Raw genomic sequence first — 20,139 nt, 5'->3', positions numbered from 1 at the left:
TCAATTTTACTTTATTATTTAACTATTTTTTTAGTTACTTTCTCACCAGTAATTTGATTCGTCACTACTATAACGTACAAAGATGACGATGTAGTATGAATAGGTAGCAAATAATCATTTTGGGTATCGATATTTGTTTCTGTGGAAATTAACTGACCTAAAACGTTAAATATAGTTACTTCTGCTTTTTTCCAATTTTGATCAAAGTGAATTTTATATTCATTTCCGGTCTTATAAATAGTTGTTAAACTATTTAAAGTAGTAATGTCTTCATTTCCTAAAGTTCCAGGCTCTTTCCAGAAAATTTCAAATCTGTCGTTAGTTGATTCATTAAGAGTTACAGAATAGGTAAAATTAGAATCAATTTCTTTAATAACTTTTAATTGTTTATCATGAAAATAAAATTTTGCATTAGGATTATCAAAGTTATTTTTTCCTTCTTCTTTTATAGGGTTCATGTTATACTTAAGTTCTGATTTAAAGGTAAATTCTTTTCCTTTATCCAGAGTATTAACAGTTACACCTACTGGAACAGCAACTTTAGAAGAATTATCCGAGTTAATTACATTAATATATAATTCAGTATCTTCATAGCCGGGGTATTTTCCACCATTTATAGATTCCGGTATGGTATAGATATTGGTAGACACATCATTATCATTTTCTGTATTGGATTTGATTTTAGCTTCAAATTCATTTAATTCTCCGGTGATCAAATTTGGACCGGCTGCAAGATATGTGTTACCATAGAAAGTTTTACCGGAAACTAATTCAAGATTTAATTGATATAGATCTTGTGAATTAGATTTTGATCGTGTACCCCATACTTTTCCCTTATTGAATTCATATTTGGATTGTTCAAATGTTTGAGGTTTACTATCTTTATATAAATCAACTTTTACGTAGTCACTTTTCGCTTTGATGAAAAAATTAGTCATTGGAGGGATAATTCTTATATCATCACCAATTATTTGTCCATTACTATCAAATGTAAACATTTGTGTTTTTCCTTCATATCGGGTAGTTCCATCCACAATTTTATTAGTGATTGGTCCATCACTTGCGCCTCCTATTATGTTTGGAATTTGATCTTTAAGTAATATAGTTATGTCAATATTGGAAGTATAAGGATTTACCATACGCAACATCCTATCCCAGTATCGGTTTGAATTTAACACTTCATCAGTAGTAGTTTTAGTAAATTTAATAGTAGAAGCAAACGGGTCATCCAAATAAGTCCAATAATATAATCCATAAGGATTTTTAGCATTATTTCCAATATTATAGCCTGTAGCAACTCTACTACTTATAGGTACAGATAAGTCTGCTGCAGAAGCTGTACCTCCGTCAGTAGGTTTAGTGCCCGCAACATAAGGAGTTCCTTGAAATGAAATTACACCATCAAAATTTGATCCGGTATTATACAATTCTTTTCTAAAAGAATAATATTTTCCGGGAACAAAATTTTCATCTTTTTGAAATGGATCGTATCTAAATCGATCTTCTCTCCATGTAAATAAAGGGTGACGATTCCATCTAGAGCTATTTTTACAATTATTATTAATATAAAATAGCCCACAAACAAGCTCTGGTTTTAGTTGATTATTAGTTAAATCACCTGAGAAATTATCATAGGTATATTTGATAAAAGGTATACCGAAAAGAACCTCACCGGAACCATAATCATATAGATGTTTTTGAATAGTAACACCTCCAACAGTACTTTTATTGTTTACGATTATTAATTGACCATAGTTTTTTTCATCGTCATAAGTTATAACAAACTTATTTGGATCTCCATTATTTTTTAGAGTACCTTCTGATATTTTAACATTACCTTTATTAGTAAATACATCAGAACTGTTGTCTATGGTTATATCTCCAGTACTAAATAAAGTCGTACCTGGACTCACAAAGAACTTAGCACCGTTAGTGGTGGTTATTTGTGAATTGCTTGCAATACAACCCAGTACAAAAAGCAAGGGTATAAATTTCATTTTCATTTATTAAGCATTTATTAGTTAAATTTATTTATTAAATATAATATATACTAGTAGTGCAAATATAAATAAAAATATTATTCGCAAGTCTTTTTTTTTTATTTTATTGATTTGTGTTTCGTTAACGCAACAAATTTATCCATATCTATAAGTAAATTTCCGTTATAATTGTCAATATCATAACTAATTTTAGAAAATAGGTTTTCAGAGATACTTCGCAACCCTCTTGCCCCTAAACCTAAAATTCTGGTTTCTTTTACAATTTCTTTTAATACGTCATCGGTAATGGAAAGATTGATTCCATCTAATTTAAATAGTGCCTGATATTGTTTGATTATTGCATTTTTAGGTTTAGTAAGAATTTGTAACATAGCCTCATCATCCAATGGCTCTAAATTAGTTATTACAGGGAATCTTCCTAATAGTTCGGGAATAAGTCCGAAAGTTTTTAAATCGGTAGCATTTACCTGAGATAAAATGTGTTCTTCTTCAAGTGTTTTTTCATCAGTTTTGCTGAAACCTATCGTGTTTTTATTTAGTCTGTTTGAAATAATTTTATCAATACCTGAAAAAGCTCCCCCTGCAATAAATAAAATATTTTGTGTATTTACTTGAATGTATTTTTGATCGGGATGTTTTCTGCCTCCTTGAGGAGGAACATTAATAATACTTCCTTCTAAAAGTTTTAATAAAGCTTGTTGCACTCCTTCCCCGGAAACGTCGCGGGTTATACTTGGATTATCGCTTTTTCGACTAATTTTATCTATTTCATCTATAAAGACTATACCTTGTTCAGCCTTTTCAACGTTATAATCAGCAGCTTGTAATAATCGACTTAATATACTTTCAACATCTTCACCCACATATCCGGCTTCTGTTAAAACAGTTGCATCAACTATAGTAAAAGGAACATCCAAAAGTTTAGCAATTGATTTGGCAATTAGAGTTTTTCCGGTTCCTGTTTCACCAACCATCAATATGTTGGATTTTTCAATTTCAACCTCCCTGTCAACTTCTAAAGAATGTGCTAACCTTTTATAATGATTGTAAACGGCAACAGATAAGGTTTTTTTTGCGTTTTCTTGACCTATTACGTATTGATCTAAAAATTCTTTTATTTCTTTAGGTTTTCTTACTTGCAATTCAAAATTGCTGTCGTCTTTAAAATTTTCTTCCTGTATAACAATGTTATGTGCTTGTTCAATACAATCATTGCATATATGTCCGTGAAGTCCGGCAATTAATAGTTGAACTTCAGATTTTTTTCTTCCGCAAAAAGTACATTTTTGTTCCATAAGCTTTAATAAAGCTGATATTAATTTAAAATTCAGGTTTCAAAATTAATTTATTAATTAAAATTGAAACCTGAAAAATATTTTTTAGTTTATATTATTAAAGAAAATAACTACGATTACTTTTTATATAAAGTATTTTTAACAGCGGTTATTACTTGGTTCACATTCGGATACCATTTAGAAAATAAAGAAGAAGAGTAAGGGGCTGAAGTATCAGCAGTTGTAATTCTTTTTATAGGTGCATCCAAATAATCAAAAGCTTTTTGTTGTACCATATAAGCAATTTCACTTGCAACAGATGCAAAAGGCCATTCTTCAATTAATAATACCAAACGATTGGTTTTCTTAACAGAATTAATAACGGTGTCATAATCTAAAGGTCGAACAGTTCTTAAATCTATAACTTCTGCATTAATGCCCTCTTTTTCAAGTTCAGAAGCAGCTTGTAAAGCAACTTTCATTATTTTACCAAAAGAGACTATAGTTACATCGGATCCTGGTTTCTTGATGTCTGCAACACCTATAGGGATAAGATATTCATCATCAGGAATCTCCATTTTGTCGCCATACATTTGCTCAGATTCCATGAAAATAACAGGGTCATTATCTCTAATAGCTGATTTCAATAATCCTTTGGCATCATAAGGATTGGAAGGTACGATAACCTTTAATCCGGGACAATTAGCAAACCAACTTTCAAACGCTTGAGAGTGAGTAGCTCCTAACTGTCCAGCTGAAGCGGTTGGACCACGAAATACGATTGGTACATTCCATTGACCACCGGTCATTTGATAAATTTTAGCTGCATTATTTATGATTTGGTCGATTGCAACCAAGGAAAAATTAAATGTCATAAATTCTACAATAGGACGGCATCCATTCATGGCTGCGCCAACACTAATTCCGGTAAAACCACTTTCTGCAATAGGGGAATCAATGACTCTTTTGGCACCGAATTCGTCTACCATTCCTTTGGAAGCTTTATAAGCTCCATTATAATTAGCAACTTCTTCGCCAATCAGATAAATGGAAGGATCTCTTCTCATTTCTTCGCTCATAGCTTCACAAATTGCTTGTCTAAATTGAACTTCCTTCATTGTACTTAAAATTATTACGGCAAAAGTACAAATTTTTTGAACAATCAAATTCTTTTATGTTTAAAAAGAAAAGAAAATTTGTATAAAAATTAAGAAATAATTTTATATAAAATAAATTGACTATAGGTTTTTGTAGTATTTTATATTGTTAATATGTTAATTTTTCGAACGTTATCAATTTTTGATATACTGTAAGTTGTTAATCTAAGTTATTAGAGTTGTTGTTATTATGAAATAATTTTAGGTATAATAACAGAAAAAAAATACTGAATTATAAAACAGTTTGACTTTTTATTTTATTTAGGATATAGGAACATTCCAAATTTCTTGTACATGCCCAATCATTTCTATAACAAGGTTTATTTCCAAAAATCGAACAAGGTCGGCAAGAAAGATCATTTATTTGTATCACATCATTTAATTGTTGACCATAACCTAAAAAACCGGCAAAAGGGTGAGTAGCTCCCCAAATTGAGATAACTTTGGTTCCCACTAAAGACGATATGTGCATATTGGCAGAATCCATAGTTATCATTAAAGGCAATTGGCTAATTAAATTCATTTGTTCCTTTAAGGTAATTTGCCCTGATAAAGAATGAATATTTGGATGCATTTTCTGCCAAGAATCAAGAATTTCAGTTTCTTCCTTTCCGCCTCCAAATAAATATATTTGATAATCATCTTTTGCAAGATGTATGCAAATATCTTTCATTTTATCTAAAGGTAGCATTTTTTCCTTGTAATTTGCAAAAGGTGCAATGCCTATAGAATTTTTCTTCTTTATGGGGTTTGATGATAATTTATGAGATAATTGTAAATCAAATCCCAATCTTCTGAAAACATCGGCGTAATATTCGGATACGGGGCGAAGTGGAAAAAGTTTTTTATTTTTTCTTCGAGTTAATAATTTTTTTTCTTTTCGATTTTTATCAAGGGTAGCAATTTTTTTTACATGTTTAGATAAAAATAATTTTAAAATTTTGGTTCTTAATACATTGTGTAAATCAGCTACCATAGTAGGTTCGTAAACCTTTAATTCATCGGCAAGTTTTTTTAAACCAAAAATTCCATTATAGTTTTCGATATCTACCCCTATAAAAGTTATATTAGGAATTGATTGAAAAAAAGGAGCAAAAAAATGGCGGGTAACTATCAGCAACTCAACATTTTTATTTTGCTCGATAAATTCTCTTATAACGGGTACAGTCATTGCGACATCTCCCATTGCAGAAAAACGAAAGACTAAAATTTTTTCTTTGATCTTACTCACTTTTTTTACTAATTATTTTTTTGCAGAGTAAGCAATTGCGTAATATTTAATTTGTTTAATCATTGCCAATAACCCATTAGCTCGAGTAGGAGTTAAAAATTCTTGAAGACCTATTTCTTCAATAAAATTTTCATCCGATTTTAAAATGTCTTCAATGGGTTGCCCTGAATAGATGCGTACTAACATGGCTGCTATTCCTCTCGGTAAAATGGCATCAGAATCTGCTTCAAAAAATAATTTACCATTTTCCGAACGAGTAGTTAACCAAACCTGTGACTGACATCCTTTGATTAATTTATCTTTAGTTTTATCTTTTTCAGGCATTTTGGGCAGTGATTTACCTAATTCTATAACATATTCATACCGTTGTTCCCAAGAATCAAATAAATTAAATTCATTTATAAGTCCTTGTTGTATTTCAGAAATTGTCATGGAAAAAATATTTAATTAATTAAGTCGAAACCGGTATAAGGAACTAATACCTTCGGTATTTTAATTCCTTCTTCCGATTGGTGATTTTCAAGTAAAGCAGCTAAAACTCTAGGTAATGCAAGAGATGAACCATTAAGTGTATGGCATAGCTGATTTTTTCCTTCTGATTTATATCGTAATTTTAATCGGTTTGCTTGAAAGGTTTCAAAATTTGATACTGAGCTAACTTCCAACCATCTTTCTTGAGCAGCCGACCAAACTTCAAAATCATAAGTAATTGCTGAGGTAAAGCCTAAATCCCCGCCACATAGACGTAGTATTCGGTAAGTGAGTTGTAGTGACTCCAATAAAGATTTTACATGTTCAACCATTTCATCCAATGCCTCATAAGAATTTTCTGATTTTTCGATTCGAACAATTTCAACTTTTTCAAATTGATGTAATCTATTAAGCCCTCTAACATCTTTACCATAAGAACCGGCTTCTCTTCTAAAACAAGGAGAATAAGCAGTTAATTTAATTGGTAGTTGATTTTCGTTTAGCAATACATCCCTGTACATATTGGTTACCGGAACTTCTGAGGTAGGAATCAAATATAATTTGTCTTCATTAATATAATACATTTGACCTTCTTTGTCAGGAAGTTGTCCCGTGCCATATCCGGAAGCTTCATTTACTACAAATGGCGGAACAATTTCCATATAACCGGCTTCAGCATTTTTATCTAAAAAATATTGAACCAAAGAGCGTTGCAATCGAGCTCCTTTTCCTTTATAAACGGGAAAACCGGCACCGGTTATTTTTACTCCTAATTCAAAATCTATTAAATCGTATTTTTTAGTAAGTTCCCAATGAGGTAAAGCATCATTTATGATATTTTCATGTGCAGTATGCTTAAATACCTCTAGATTAGCCTCTTCATTTGTTCCTGCTGGAACTAAATCGTTTGGAATATTGGGTACTTCATATAAAACTAATTTTAACTTTTCCTCTGTTTCAGATAAATTTTGTTGCAATTTTTTAGTGGATTCTTTTAAAGAAAGAGTTTGTGATTTAGCTTTTTCGGCTTCATCTTTTTTACCTTCTTTCATTAGAACTCCAATATCTTTTGAAATTTTATTCATTTCCGAAAGCTGAGAATCCAAATCAAATTGTATTTTTTTTCTGGATTCATCCAGTGAAATAATTTCATCGATAAGCTCTAATTTGCCGAAATTTCTTTTTTTTAATCCGGCTAAGACCTTTTCTTTATTATCTTTAATATATGCAACCTGTAACATATCAATGTAAACTTTAAATGGCAAATTTAGTGTAAAAAAATAAATATCTAATAAGGAATAGAAAAGCTCAGTTAAATATACGTTCAGACATTAAAAAAATATCTGATGAATAAAAATCATTTAAAGATTTAATAAGATGGAAAAAGTACGAAAAAGCTCTTCAAGTAAGAAATGATCGATTTATTTAAAATCTAAAATGACTCATCAAGGATATACTGTTTAGGTGTTTTTCCAAACATTTTTTTGAAAGAGGTTATAAAATGAGAAGTGCTTTTATAACCTATTGCCAATGCAATTTCGTTTATTGGGTAATGGTTATTCAACATGTGAAGCGCTTTTTTCATCCGTAATTTTATAATATAATAATGAATGGTACAACCATAAGCCTGTTTAAATCCCGTTTTTAATTTTAGTTCATTTAAATGAATAATTTTAGATAGCTGGTTAATGGTAGGCGGTTCTTCGTAATGTGTAGTTAGATAGGCATTAGCTAGTTCAATTTTTTTGAAATCATCCCCTTTTATAGACTTTATTTCTTTCTTGTTGGCTGATAATTTTATAAAGATTTTTAAAAATAATTCTTTTAACTTAATCTGATAATAACTGTGTCCGAATACTCCCGTATCTTTAATTTCAATTAATTCATTTACAACTGTAAGCATATTGAAATCAATCGGTAAAACTATTTCGTTGAAATCAGAATGAGTATTCCGTTGAATATCTTTACAAAAAAAACTATCCGAAAACCACTTTTCATCTTTTAAAATTGAAAAAATAAAAGGTTTAGATATAAAAATACTAATAGAATAAAATGTCTTTTCATAAGGATCTATCTTAATTTTTATATTATTTTTATTTTGATAAGTCATTTGTAAAATACCGGGCTTAATGCCATAAATGGTTTTATTTATAGAAGATTCAATAGTTGCTTTTCCTTGTAATAATAATGATACTTGAATGTAATCCTTTTCAATATTTAATGTTTGAATACAATTATGCACTACAGTAAATTTTTGAATAAGAATACATAAACCACCGGTATATATACTTTTTTGAATACCACTGGCAAAATGTGTTTTAAAATGGTTTGTCTTAGTAATTATAGGTGAATTAATATTTAATCTGTCTTCCAATTCAATAGTCAATAAAAGCTCTTGATTTATTTCCGAATAAATATTCATAATACTATTTATATTATTTTTTATACCAAATATGATATTATTATATGATTATTTAATTATACTTTCGCAAATAATATTTATTTAGTCTAAACAAAAATAAGAAATAAAAAATTGTTGTGGTCTTAAACTTACTGCTCCATGAAAGTAATTATCAATATTCTAATTATATGCTCATTTTCAATCTGTTTATACTCTCAAATGGCAGTAGTAGAAGGAATAGTTACCTCTAATTACCAAGTATTGGAAAATTGTTCTGTTCAGGTAGATAATATAGATTATATAACTAAAACCGATCAAAAAGGATATTATAAGATAATGCTTCCGGAGGGAAACTATTGGTTAACGTTTTCAAATCCTAAATTTGACACCCAACGTATTCCTGTTTATTTAAAAAAAGGAGAAAAGAAGAATATATCGATTAAACTTAAACCTATAACCTATACCGATATTGATAATGTTGTAATTATCGGAAAATCAGCCTTACAAAAAACTAAAGAAACCCCGTATAATGTAACTGTTTTAGATGCTAAATCATTTTATAATAGCTCATTAGATTTAGCTCATATGCTTGAAAAAGCACCCGGAGTAAAAATAAGAGAAGCCGGAGGGGTAGGTTCGGATCTGTCAATTTCTTTAAATGGTTTTACGGGAAAACATGTTAAAATATTCATGGATGGTGTTCCTATGCAGGGTTTCGGTTCTGCTTTTCAATTAAACAATATTCCGGTAAATATAGCGGATCGAATTGAGATATATAAAGGAGTGGTGCCAATTGAATTTGGTACCGATGCAATTGGTGGAGTTATCAACATTGTGACGGCGCAAAGTACTAAAACCTATATGGATTTATCGTATTCTTCTGGCTCATTTAATACCTACCGAACCGATTTAAATATGGGGCATACCTCAAAATCAGGATTTACGATTCAACTCAATGCTTTTCAAAATTATTCAGATAATAATTACAAAGTAAAGACTTCTATATTGGATTTGAAAACAAATGTCTTTTCATCCGAAAAATTTTGGGTCAAAAGATTTCATGGAAAATATCACAATGAAACAGGTATTTTAAAATTAGGCTTTATTAAGAAACGATGGGCAGATAAATTTCTAATAGGGATTACATTAGGACAAGAATTTTCCGACATACAAAATGCCAATTTAATGGAAATTGTTTACGGAATGAAAAAACGAATGGGTACAACTGTTATGCCCTCTTTAGTCTACGGGAAAAATAATTTTTTGATCAATAAATTAAATGTTAAACTCACGGCAAATTATAATAGAAATTATAATAAAAATACGGATACAGCAGCCAGACAATACAATTGGTTAGGAGACTATGTACCCAAAAAAACTAGAGGAGAAGGTATTTATTCTCTTTCAAAATTTTATAATGATAACTATTCATCAACAGCAAATTTAACGTATCGATGGAATGATATGCATTCCTTTGCTGTAAATGATGTTCTTTCCGGCTACAAAAGAAAGAAATCCGATCGGGTTTCTATAGTGGAAATCGGTTCCGTGCGCGATACTATGAGAAGAACCAATTTAAAAAATATTTTAGGAGGTTCTTATAGTTTTAATTATAAAAATATATGGAATGCGAATGTTTTTGGTAAATATTACTATCAAAAAGTGAGAGGTCCTAAAAATATTTCTACCATAACCAATAGTACAAAATATATTGAGAACACGGAAAAATTTAACACCAACGGGTATGGCTTAGCCGTCACTTATTTTTTGAAAGATTTTCAATTTAAAGGATCATTAGAAAAGGCATACCGTCTGCCCACAGATAATGAACTCTTTGGGGATGAAGTATTAGAATTGGGAAATTCAGTTTTAAAAGCAGAAAATTCCATGAATTACAATCTAGGAATCCTTTTAAATAAACAATTTAAAAATAATAATGTTATCTACTTTGATATCAGTGGTTATATAAGAGATACTAAAGATTATATCCGAAGAATTATTGAACAACATTATGGAACAGCAACTTATGTCAACCATGGAAAAGTAAAAAATATTGGAATAGATGCTGAAATAAAATTCTATTACAGAAATAAATTTTCGTTAGGAGGAAATGTAACTTACCAAAATTTAAGGAATAAAGAGCGATATTCTTCCGTCAGTGGAAACAGGAAAGATATCACCTATAATGACAGAATACCCAATGTACCTTATTTTTTCGGAGCAATTGATGCAGCATATTTTATTAACGATCGGGTAAAAAGAAAAAATAATTTAAGTATTGGTTATACATTCAACTTTATTGAAAAATTTTATCTTAATTGGGAAAGTTTGGGAAATAAAAAGTCGAAATACACTTTACCCCAACAACTATCACATGATCTAATTATAAATTACACTTTATACAAAAGTGCATTGAGTGTTTCATTGGAACTTAAAAATATTACCAATGAATTTCTTTATGACAACTACAGTTTACAAAAGCCCGGTAGGGCATACTATATCAAGCTAAGATATTCATTTTCAAAATCACATAAAAAGTAAATAAATCAATAATATGAGAAATAGATCATTTAAAAGAAAATACCTATTAATAGCAGCACTATCAGTTTTCATAATCGGATGTGGAAGCGATGACAATGATAGCATATCAGAAAATCCGGGTACAGATTCAGCTACACAAAAATTTGTTATTGCTGCAACTATGGGCAGTTCCAGCTATATGTTAACTTCCGATAATCTGGATATAGGCAGAACCTCGCTATCGGGAAATGGCGTGGAAGTAGGAAGAGTATTTACACATTTTATAAATAACCACTATAAATCATTAGTAGGGCTGGTATACGGACAAGGGGGAGCATACGTTGGATATTGCTTCATTTTGGCTCCAAACGGCAAAATTCAAAAATTAAAAGGAGATCAGGATATGGGATTTCAAGTAAACAGTTATAATACCGTTGGAAATTTCGGAAATTATATGATTGCTGCACGAGGATCACAGGCTTTAGCAGACGGAACGACAGGAGCCATCTTCAGTTTTATAGAACAAGAAGGAACAAATATGTCTATAACTCAAAAAACATTACATACCGATAATATTGTTGGAAACGGCTATAATCCAACGATTAGCGGAATTGTTGATACCGAAAATGGTGAATTTCTTACCTCAGCCGTTAGTCCCAATGATCCCGATAAAGTGCATGTGCTAGCTTTAGACGCAAATTTAAATGTTAAACGAATTTATTCGGATGATAGAATCAGTTACTCTGCGGGAAGATGGCGATCTGCCATGTATTCTCAAATAGGAAAAGATGATAACGGAAATACCTATGTATTTTCAGGTTCATACGAAAGCGCTACCACAAAACCTGCGGGTGCGTTATGTATAAAAAAAGGAAGTACCGCCTTCGACAAAGATTACTATTTTAATATTGAACAAGCATCAGGGGGCTACCGATTTCGTAAAGTATTTCATATAACGGAAGACTATTTTCTGTTAGAATTTTATAACGAATTGGACTATAACATTATAAGTCCTGCATCTCAATATGCAATTCTAAAAATGAGCACAAAAAATTTTAATTGGTTAAGAGATGGTTTCCCATCTAAAGAACAAATTACGGCAACCGGATGGCCATTGAGTTATGACGGTAAAATATATCTTCCGGTTACCACTTCTAATGAACAGCCTACCGTATACGTGATCGATCCTAAAACTACTTCAGCTAAAGCAGGATTAGTGGTTGAAGCAGATGGCATTACGGGATTATCCCTGTTAAAAAAACAATAAAATTCAATAAACTCTTAAATAAAATATAGTATGAAAAAAACAAATTTTATCCAAAAAGTATTAGTAAGCTTTTTGGCCGGATGCATGACTATATCATGTAGTAGCGATGATGATAATACGATAGCCACACAACCCATTCCTACTAAAGCAGATAAGTTTGTAATAGCGGCTGCTCCCGGGAGTGGAAAATTAGGTACAGGAACTTATTTTTTGACTGTCAATCATTTAGATAGCGGTAAAGATAGTATTTCAGGAAATTCTAATTCAGTGAAAACAACCAGTTCTTTTACACAGATCGTAGTAAACAATGCAAGCACATTGGTTGGATTTATTTATCCCAACGGATCAGATTTAGGGCAAGGAAAATCAGGATGCAGAGCATTTAAATATGACACAGATGATAAAATGAAAGAATTACAAGGAAGTCCGATAATTATTGGTAGATTTTCAGTAACAGGAAATTTTGGAAAATATATTTATGCCATATCCAATAAAGACAACAGCTTACTGTATGAAAGAAATGGAGATAATATTTCCATGATAGATAAACCTATCGATTTAAGTTCGCACATGATTGATGACAAAAAACCAACCATTACAGGAATTGCAGACAGAGGAAATAACGAAATAGCTGCTGCATTTAAATATACAAATTCAGATAATGTTTATGTTGCCTTGATGGATTATAATATGACTATTAAATCTGTCATTAACGATTCGCGTCTAAGCTTTTCAGGAGGCCAATGGAAAGGTGCTGTATATTCTCAAATTTGGTCGGATGGATCAGGCAACGTATACGTATTTTCAGGAGCCGGATCCGGGAATACCACTGCTAAAAAAGCCGGTGCTTTAAAAATTAATAAAGGGTCTCAAACATTCGATTCAAATTATTATTTTGATATTGAAACCGCATCAGGAGGATATAAATTCAGAAAAGTTTTTCCGATTACTAAAGATTACTATTTACTTGAATTTTACAACGAAACAGCAAATACCGGAAACGGTTCCAAAGCAACACGTTTTGCAGTCGTTAAAATGGAATCCAAAACTTTTAAATGGGTAGAAGGAATTCCGGACTATACACAAATATCAAGTAATGGATGGCCGTTAGCATATAAAGGTAAAATATATTTACCATTAAATCCGGTAAGCGGAAATTCAGCCATATATGCCATAGATCCGGTAACGGCAACAGCCAATAAAGGATTTGAACTTTCCAATGATAAGGAGCATATTAGAGCGGTCACTTTCTTGAAAAATTAATTAATTTTACTCAGATAATTTTTTAATAAAAGCAGTTGATTTATTCAACTGCTTTAAACTATTTTGTTTTTATTTAGTCTATATAAGTATTATTGAAAAAAAATTACTATTATAGTACTCTCATTTAAAATATAAAAAAAATGAAAAGAAGTTTCATAACTCTACTTTGCATGGCATCCATTTGGATGAATGCTCAAATAAATAATACCTTGTTAGATAATAACTTTTGGAAAAATAAACCCGATTTACAAGCAGTTGAAACAGAAATTAAAAAAGGTAACAGTCCGATTGAGTTTAATGATAACAAATTTGATGCTGTTACAGTTGCCATACTAAATGAAGCCCCTTTAGAAACTATTAAATACCTGTTAAAACAAAAAGGAAATGACATAAATAAATTAACTCATGATAACAGAATTTATTTACATTGGGCAGCTTTAAAAGGAAACACAGAATTAATAAAATATTTAATCGATAAAAAGAGTAATATTAATTTAGAAGATTCCCACGGGCTCACTCCTTTAGTATTTTCAGCTAATGCAGGACAAACCAATGTTGAAATCTATCGCTTGTTTTTTGATGCCGGATTAAATCCTAAGCAAAAATATAAAAACGGGGCAACCATATTGCTTTTAGCTATTCCCTATGATTCTGATCTTCACCTTTCCGATTACTTACAATCCAAAGGTCTTTCTTTATCGGACACAGACGATAAAGGAAGCACAGCATTTGATTATGCGGCCAGAAAAGGCGATATAGAATTACTAAAAAAATTAAAATCTAAAGGGGTAAAAAGCACCAACAATGCTCTTTTACTGGCAGCAGAAGCTACACGGAGAACAGCCAATACCTTAGATGTTTTTAAATATTTGGTAGAGGATATAAAATTAAATCCTTTAGTTGTCAACGACGATCAACAAACCGTACTTCATTTAGTTGCTACAAAACCTGATCAGGCAGAAATTATCAACTATTTTATTTCTAAAAAGGTTGATCCACAAAAAAAAGATAAAGAAGGAAATACAGCATTTATAAAAAGTGCTTCAGGAAAAGATATTAAAAATACACAAGTATTTTTACGTTTAGTTAAAAATATCAATGAAGTAAACAATAAGGGAGAAAGTGCTCTAATGTTAGCAGTAAAATCTAGTACACCGGAAATGATTGTTTTGTTACTTGCTAATGGAGCTAATATAAATCAGAAAGATAACAAAGGAAACAGTTTGGTTTATTATCTTATCCAATCCTATCATCCTAGAAATAAAGATTTTGATGCAAATTTAGAATTACTAAAAGATAAAGGAGTTGATTTTAATGCAAAACAAGAAGAAGGCAATACCCTCTATCATTTAGCAGTCGGTAAAAATGATATCAATTTGATTAAAAAAATTTCAGGATTAAAAGTAGACGTTAATACAGCAAATAACGAGGGGATAACTCCTTTACAAAGAGCTGCAATGATTGCTAAAGACGATACTATTTTGAAATATCTGCTATCTTTAGGGGCAAAAAAAGACCTAAAAACAGAGTTTGGAGAAACAGCCTATGATTTAGCAAAAGAAAACAAAATCTTAACTCAAAATAAAGTATCCGTTGATTTCTTAAAATAATCTATTATGAAGATGAATATTAAAATAGTAGCTTACAGTTTACTTCTAATGTTGTTGCCTTTTATGGCCCATGCGCAGACTCATAAATATAAATGTTTACTTCAAATGAATAATTATATAGGAGAAGGTGCCTACATAGTAGTATCATTAATTTCTCCGCAAGGTCAATATGAAAAGACATTATACATAATGGGAGAAGATAAAAGATGGTATAATACCTTAAAAGAATGGCATAAATACAATTCAAAAAAGAAAACTATAGATGCTAAAACCGGAGCATCAGTAACCGGAGGAGATCGGAGCATAACCACGTTGGAAATTGAAGATTCTAAAATTGATAAGGGTTATAAACTCCGATTTGAAACCGCTGTTGAAGATCAAAATTATTATGTAAAAGATCTGGAAATCCCTTTAAATTCTCAAGCCTTTACGGGTAAAATATCCGGAACGGGATATATAAATTATGTGAGACTAAGTAAGATTCAATAATTCAATGACGCTTTCCATTTGGAGATATGCTCACTTAACTTTAGCATTAGTTTCTTTCATATTTTTGAGTATGGCTTCCATTACGGGATCCATACTTGCTTTTTATACCATTGAAGAAAATACGTCACCATACTGCATTCATGATTTAAATCGTATAAGTATTGCGCAAACTCTTTCAGCATTACAATCTAATTTTCAGGAAATTTCAGAATTGGAAATTAATGAAAAATCGTTTGTAAAATTACAAGGTACCGATACGAATGGGGAGGAGGTAGTAGGATACATAAACCCTAAAACGGGAACTATCATAGGAAAACCTCAAAAAAACAATTCTTTTATCTTGTGGGTTACCTCATTACATAGATCCTTGTTTATGCATGAAACCGGACGCATACTTGTGGGTATCAATTCATTTTTACTTTTTTTAATAGCAACATCGGGAGGTATACTTATAATAAAAAGACAAAAAAAATTCAGCAATTTTTTTTCAAAAATAAAAAAAGCATCTTTTTCTCAATATTATCATACTTTATTTGGACGTGTACTGCTTATACCTATTGGTATAATTTCATTAACCGGAAGTTATCTATGTTTAGACAGGTTTCATTTTTTTTCCAAAGAAGGTGAAAAAATTATTTATAATTCCGTTCAAGGTCAAAATACAACAAAGAAATTATTATATAAAGATATCCCTCTTTTTTCACAAATTAAACTTTCAGAAGTTCGTAAAATAGAATTTCCGTTTTCCGATGATCCCGACGAATGTTTTATTTTAAAATTAAAAGATAAAGAATTAACCGTCAGTCCTTTAACAGGAGCTGTTGTCTCTCAAATTAATGATCCGATTTCAAAAAAATTAGCAACTCTAAGTTTAGACCTTCATACCGGCAGAACCCATGTGGTATGGGCTGTCATTCTATTTATAGCCGGTGTATATATATTGTTTTTTATAGTTTCAGGATTTACCATAACTTGGAAAAGGGGAAAACGTAGTTTTAAAAATAAATACCTCCCTGAAGATAGTAAAATTATACTTTTGGTAGGATCAGAAAATGGAAGTACGTTCAACTTGGCTCATTTAATTCATCAACAAATGGTTTCGCAAAATTATCGATCCTATCTAACAGAGCTTAATAAGTACCAAGTATTTCCAAAAGCGGAATATATACTAGTTTTAACTTCAACCTATGGACTGGGAGATGCTCCCTCAAATGCGCGTAAATTCGAAACACTTCTAAAAGAAAATCCACAAAAGCAAAACGTTAAGTTCAGTGTAGTAGGGTTTGGTTCAAAGTCCTATGAAGATTACTGTTTGTTTGCTAAAACTGTAGACGAACAAATCAAAAAAGAGGCATGGAGCGAACCGATATTAGATTTGCATACAGTAAACGACCAATCAATTGATGAATTTACAACATGGATAAAAGAATGGAATAATAAAACGGGTATCAAACTATATGCTGATGCTAAATTTTATACAAGTAAACCTAAGAATCGTATAAAAATGAAAATAGAGGAGGTTTACATACCCAATGATTCTAAAGAAACTTTTATAGTACAAATAAATCCCGGTAAACAAAAATTTAATTCAGGCGATATCCTGGCTATTTATCCTTGTAAAGACAATAAGGAAAGATATTATTCCATAGCCAAAGTCAATCATAACATACAGTTATCAATAAAATATTATCCGAACGGCTTGGCGTCCGAATATTTAATAAATCGGAAAAAAGGAGATACCATATATGGGAAAATCATAACTAACACCTCTTTTCATTTTCCTGTAAAAGCAGAAAAAGTAGTTATGATTGCCAATGGAACAGGAATAGGTCCCTTTTTAGGAATGATCGATCAAAATTTAACCAAAGTTAAAACTTATTTGTATTGCGGATTCAGACAACGAAGTGAAATGGTAGATCAATATATTTGTTTTTTGAAAGAACAAATAAACAAAGGATATTTAGAACAATATAATTTTTCGTATTCATCAGATACAGAAAATAAATATGTGATGGATTTAATTCAAAATGACAGAAATTTTTTTGTTAATTTATTGGAAGAGGGAGGAGTAATCATGATTTGTGGAGCCTTGCGAATGCAACTGGAGGTAGAAAAAGTCTTGGATGAGGTAGTTTTTGTAGATAGCCTAAAAAAATGTAATGATTACAAAAGAAAAGGACAAATTGTAACCGATTGTTATTGATGAATTTCAAGAAAAGTAGTAAAAATATGAGAGAGAAATATGTTCTATTGGCAGCATTATTTATATTATCTTACATAAACGGTAGTTCGCAAGTACAACGAAACCGCACGGCAACTTTAATGGGTTGTAAGTTTGATTTTTCAATAATAGCTGAAGATTCCCTACAAGCAGAAAAATACATAGATAAGGCGATCGATGAAATAGTACGGATTGAATATTTAATATCGGATTGGAAGCCTGATTCACAAGTTTCAAAGGTTAACCAAAATGCAGGTATACATCCTGTAAAAGTAGATCGAGAAGTATTGGAACTTACCCGAAGAGCAATTAAAATCTCAGAGATTACAGAAGGAGCATTTGATATAAGTTTTGCAGCTATGGATAAAATTTGGAAATTTGACGGTTCTATGAAAAAAGTGCCGTCAGAGGAGCAAATTAAAGAATCCATAAAAAAAATAGGCTATAAAAATATCATTATAGATACTTTACACTCTACTCTCTTTTTAAAGCTTCCCGGAATGAAAATCGGATTTGGATCCATAGGAAAAGGATACGCAGCTGATAAAGCAAAAGAACTAATGGTAAAAAATAATGTAAAAGCGGGGATAATTAATGCATCAGGAGATATAAGTGTTTGGGGGCATAAAATTAATGGAGAATATTGGAACATTGGAATAATTAATCCCTTTGAGCCTTCGGATATTACAGGTTTTTTTACACTTAAAGATGAATGCGTCACGACATCCGGTTCTTATGAAAAATATGTCGAATTAGAAGGTAAAAAATATTCTCATATTATCGATCCTCGCACGGGATATCCTGTAAAAGGAATTAAAAGTGTCAGTGTGATAGGTCCGAATGCAGAAACGGCCAATGGATTCAGTACCTCAATAATGGTACTTGGAGTAAAAGCCGGACTCAAACTCATTAACCAATATCCGGATTATAGTTGCCTCATTATTACAGAAACGGGGAAAATCCGTAAATCAAAGTATTTTAAAACAAAAGTAGAATTTTATAATAAAAAATAAAGTCTGCAGCCCGACTTTAACTTTCTACTAATCGCTGAAACAAATTCATCCATTTTTGCATGATTATATCCTGTGAATAACGCAGAATATTTTCAGAAGACGCTTTTCCCATTTGTTTTCTTATACTTTCATTTTCTATTAAGTAGGAGAGTTTTTGAGCAAAAATTTCTTTATCATTAAAAGGAACTAATAATCCGTCTACTTCATCATGGATAATTTCTTTAGGTCCGCATTTGCAGGTATAGGAAACAGGAGGGACTCCATGAACCATAGATTCAATTAATGTTAATGGAAATCCTTCATATTTAGAGGTCATAGCATAAATGGAACTATTTAGCAAAACTGAACTTATATCCGAAGTCGCCGGATGTAATTCAATGTTGGAATTTAAATTTAATCGATCAATCATTTCTTCAAGCTCTCTTTTTTTCTCACCATTACCATATAATAATAATTTCCAATCCTGATGTTTTTTAACGATAGTGTTCCATATTTCAATAAGATGATCAAACTGTTTTTGCTGGTTTAATCGGCCTAAGCTAATAACTATTTTATTTTCTAGAGGTGCATGATTTTTAGGTAATATAGTAAGTGGATTTTCAATTACATCAAGGTTGGGAAGAGTATTTCCCCAGGATTCTCTGTCTTCATTCGTTAAAACTATAAATCGGTCAAAATTCTTACCAATATCATAATCTGTTTTACGGTATAAATACGTTATGATTCTCCCTAGAAAATAATTATCCAATTTTGAATAATATTGTGCACGTTTGTATTTAGCGAAATGTCGTTCTATAATTTTTTTACTTCCATCATTTAACTCATATATATATTTCGAGTACTTACAAAAAGTGGAAATAGCAATATCGGGCTTAATTTCCTGAAATAGATTTCCGATTGTTTGAAGAAAAATTTTTTTATTTTTTTTAAAATTAATATGTTTTTTCAATCCCCTGTCTTTTTCAAAATCCAAATTCAAATAATGAAATTTAATACGGGAATCAAAGCTAAAAAAAGGCTTTTGAGAAGATGGGTATATAACGACAATATGCACTTCATAGCCTTTGTCAACCAAATAATTGGCTTTAATTGAGATCACACGTTCTATTCCTCCGGAATTATGAATATTACCTATACAGTATGCAATTTTCATTTAGGAATTGGTTTTTAATTACGATAACGTCTAAAAAATTTATACAATATTATGCAAATATTTTTTAGC

The 20,139-nt window shown here is 30.9% G+C and carries 15 protein-coding genes; 7 read left to right on the top strand and 8 right to left on the bottom strand.

Annotated features, from left to right (window positions below):
* Positions 1 to 14 precede the first annotated feature (14 nt).
* From C4S75_RS09795 to C4S75_RS09765, 7 genes are all read right to left on the bottom strand, one after another.
* Positions 15 to 1,997: a T9SS type A sorting domain-containing protein gene (locus C4S75_RS09795; protein ID WP_158254247.1), complete on the bottom strand. Its 1,983-nt coding sequence runs from the start codon at positions 1,995 to 1,997 to the stop codon at positions 15 to 17.
* A 101-nt stretch (positions 1,998 to 2,098) separates the two neighbouring features.
* On the bottom strand, positions 2,099 to 3,295 hold the full coding sequence (gene clpX / locus C4S75_RS09790) for an ATP-dependent Clp protease ATP-binding subunit ClpX (RefSeq protein ID WP_105298103.1): 1,197 nt from the start codon (positions 3,293 to 3,295) through the stop codon (positions 2,099 to 2,101).
* A 116-nt stretch (positions 3,296 to 3,411) separates the two neighbouring features.
* Positions 3,412 to 4,392, bottom strand: a complete 981-nt coding sequence (locus C4S75_RS09785) for a pyruvate dehydrogenase complex E1 component subunit beta (protein WP_105298102.1) — start codon at positions 4,390 to 4,392, stop codon at positions 3,412 to 3,414.
* Between the two features lie 271 nt (positions 4,393 to 4,663).
* Positions 4,664 to 5,662, bottom strand: a complete 999-nt coding sequence (locus C4S75_RS09780; protein ID WP_370431231.1) for a glycosyltransferase family 9 protein — start codon at positions 5,660 to 5,662, stop codon at positions 4,664 to 4,666.
* 12 nt (positions 5,663 to 5,674) lie between these two features.
* Positions 5,675 to 6,094, bottom strand: coding sequence for a SufE family protein (locus tag C4S75_RS09775; protein ID WP_105298100.1), 420 nt, complete (start codon positions 6,092 to 6,094; stop codon positions 5,675 to 5,677).
* Positions 6,095 to 6,105: 11 nt separating this feature from the next.
* Positions 6,106 to 7,374, bottom strand: coding sequence for a serine--tRNA ligase (serS, locus tag C4S75_RS09770; RefSeq protein WP_105298099.1), 1,269 nt, complete (start codon positions 7,372 to 7,374; stop codon positions 6,106 to 6,108).
* A 191-nt stretch (positions 7,375 to 7,565) separates the two neighbouring features.
* Complete coding sequence (locus tag C4S75_RS09765; protein WP_105298098.1) at positions 7,566 to 8,555, bottom strand: helix-turn-helix transcriptional regulator; 990 nt, start codon at positions 8,553 to 8,555, stop codon at positions 7,566 to 7,568.
* A gap of 138 nt (positions 8,556 to 8,693) precedes the next feature.
* Between C4S75_RS09765 and C4S75_RS09760 the strand changes: the two genes are divergently transcribed.
* From C4S75_RS09760 to C4S75_RS09730, 7 genes are all read left to right on the top strand, one after another.
* Positions 8,694 to 11,075 carry a TonB-dependent receptor plug domain-containing protein gene (locus C4S75_RS09760; RefSeq protein WP_105298097.1) on the top strand — a complete coding sequence of 794 codons (2,382 nt, stop codon included), beginning with the start codon at positions 8,694 to 8,696 and terminating at the stop codon, positions 11,073 to 11,075.
* Positions 11,076 to 11,088: 13 nt separating this feature from the next.
* On the top strand, positions 11,089 to 12,321 hold the full coding sequence (locus C4S75_RS09755) for a DUF4374 domain-containing protein (protein WP_105298096.1): 1,233 nt from the start codon (positions 11,089 to 11,091) through the stop codon (positions 12,319 to 12,321).
* A gap of 30 nt (positions 12,322 to 12,351) precedes the next feature.
* Complete coding sequence (locus C4S75_RS09750; protein ID WP_105298095.1) at positions 12,352 to 13,584, top strand: DUF4374 domain-containing protein; 1,233 nt, start codon at positions 12,352 to 12,354, stop codon at positions 13,582 to 13,584.
* Positions 13,585 to 13,724: 140 nt separating this feature from the next.
* On the top strand, positions 13,725 to 15,194 hold the full coding sequence (locus C4S75_RS09745; RefSeq protein ID WP_105298094.1) for an ankyrin repeat domain-containing protein: 1,470 nt from the start codon (positions 13,725 to 13,727) through the stop codon (positions 15,192 to 15,194).
* A 12-nt stretch (positions 15,195 to 15,206) separates the two neighbouring features.
* Positions 15,207 to 15,683: a DUF2271 domain-containing protein gene (locus C4S75_RS09740; protein WP_370431230.1), complete on the top strand. Its 477-nt coding sequence runs from the start codon at positions 15,207 to 15,209 to the stop codon at positions 15,681 to 15,683.
* A gap of 4 nt (positions 15,684 to 15,687) precedes the next feature.
* Positions 15,688 to 17,886 (top strand): PepSY domain-containing protein, encoded by a 2,199-nt coding sequence (locus C4S75_RS09735; RefSeq protein ID WP_105298092.1) that lies wholly within the window; start codon positions 15,688 to 15,690, stop codon positions 17,884 to 17,886.
* Between the two features lie 26 nt (positions 17,887 to 17,912).
* Positions 17,913 to 18,917, top strand: coding sequence for an FAD:protein FMN transferase (locus tag C4S75_RS09730; RefSeq protein WP_105298165.1), 1,005 nt, complete (start codon positions 17,913 to 17,915; stop codon positions 18,915 to 18,917).
* Between the two features lie 16 nt (positions 18,918 to 18,933).
* Here the strand turns inward: C4S75_RS09730 and C4S75_RS09725 are convergent, their stop codons facing one another.
* Positions 18,934 to 20,070 (bottom strand): glycosyltransferase family 4 protein, encoded by a 1,137-nt coding sequence (locus tag C4S75_RS09725; protein ID WP_105298091.1) that lies wholly within the window; start codon positions 20,068 to 20,070, stop codon positions 18,934 to 18,936.
* Between the last annotated feature and the right edge of the window lie 69 nt (positions 20,071 to 20,139).

The organism is Apibacter sp. wkB309, assembly GCF_002964915.1.
Lineage (GTDB): Bacteria > Bacteroidota > Bacteroidia > Flavobacteriales > Weeksellaceae > Apibacter.
This window is presented reverse-complemented; position numbering and strand designations above follow the sequence as displayed.

Excerpts from the sequence above, each read along its gene's own strand:
- clpX (WP_105298103.1), bottom strand. The coding sequence starts at position 3,295 with ATGGAACAAAAATGTACTTTTTGCGGAAGAAAAAAATCTGAAGTTCAA.
- C4S75_RS09760 (WP_105298097.1), top strand. The coding sequence starts at position 8,694 with ATGAAAGTAATTATCAATATTCTAATTATATGCTCATTTTCAATCTGT.
- C4S75_RS09765 (WP_105298098.1), bottom strand. The coding sequence starts at position 8,555 with ATGAATATTTATTCGGAAATAAATCAAGAGCTTTTATTGACTATTGAA.
- C4S75_RS09750 (WP_105298095.1), top strand. The coding sequence starts at position 12,352 with ATGAAAAAAACAAATTTTATCCAAAAAGTATTAGTAAGCTTTTTGGCC.
- serS (WP_105298099.1), bottom strand. The coding sequence starts at position 7,374 with ATGTTACAGGTTGCATATATTAAAGATAATAAAGAAAAGGTCTTAGCC.
- C4S75_RS09795 (WP_158254247.1), bottom strand. The coding sequence starts at position 1,997 with ATGAAATTTATACCCTTGCTTTTTGTACTGGGTTGTATTGCAAGCAAT.
- C4S75_RS09775 (WP_105298100.1), bottom strand. The coding sequence starts at position 6,094 with ATGACAATTTCTGAAATACAACAAGGACTTATAAATGAATTTAATTTA.
- C4S75_RS09755 (WP_105298096.1), top strand. The coding sequence starts at position 11,089 with ATGAGAAATAGATCATTTAAAAGAAAATACCTATTAATAGCAGCACTA.
- C4S75_RS09740 (WP_370431230.1), top strand. The coding sequence starts at position 15,207 with ATGAATATTAAAATAGTAGCTTACAGTTTACTTCTAATGTTGTTGCCT.
- C4S75_RS09725 (WP_105298091.1), bottom strand. The coding sequence starts at position 20,070 with ATGAAAATTGCATACTGTATAGGTAATATTCATAATTCCGGAGGAATA.
- C4S75_RS09785 (WP_105298102.1), bottom strand. The coding sequence starts at position 4,392 with ATGAAGGAAGTTCAATTTAGACAAGCAATTTGTGAAGCTATGAGCGAA.
- C4S75_RS09730 (WP_105298165.1), top strand. The coding sequence starts at position 17,913 with ATGAGAGAGAAATATGTTCTATTGGCAGCATTATTTATATTATCTTAC.
- C4S75_RS09745 (WP_105298094.1), top strand. The coding sequence starts at position 13,725 with ATGAAAAGAAGTTTCATAACTCTACTTTGCATGGCATCCATTTGGATG.
- C4S75_RS09735 (WP_105298092.1), top strand. The coding sequence starts at position 15,688 with ATGACGCTTTCCATTTGGAGATATGCTCACTTAACTTTAGCATTAGTT.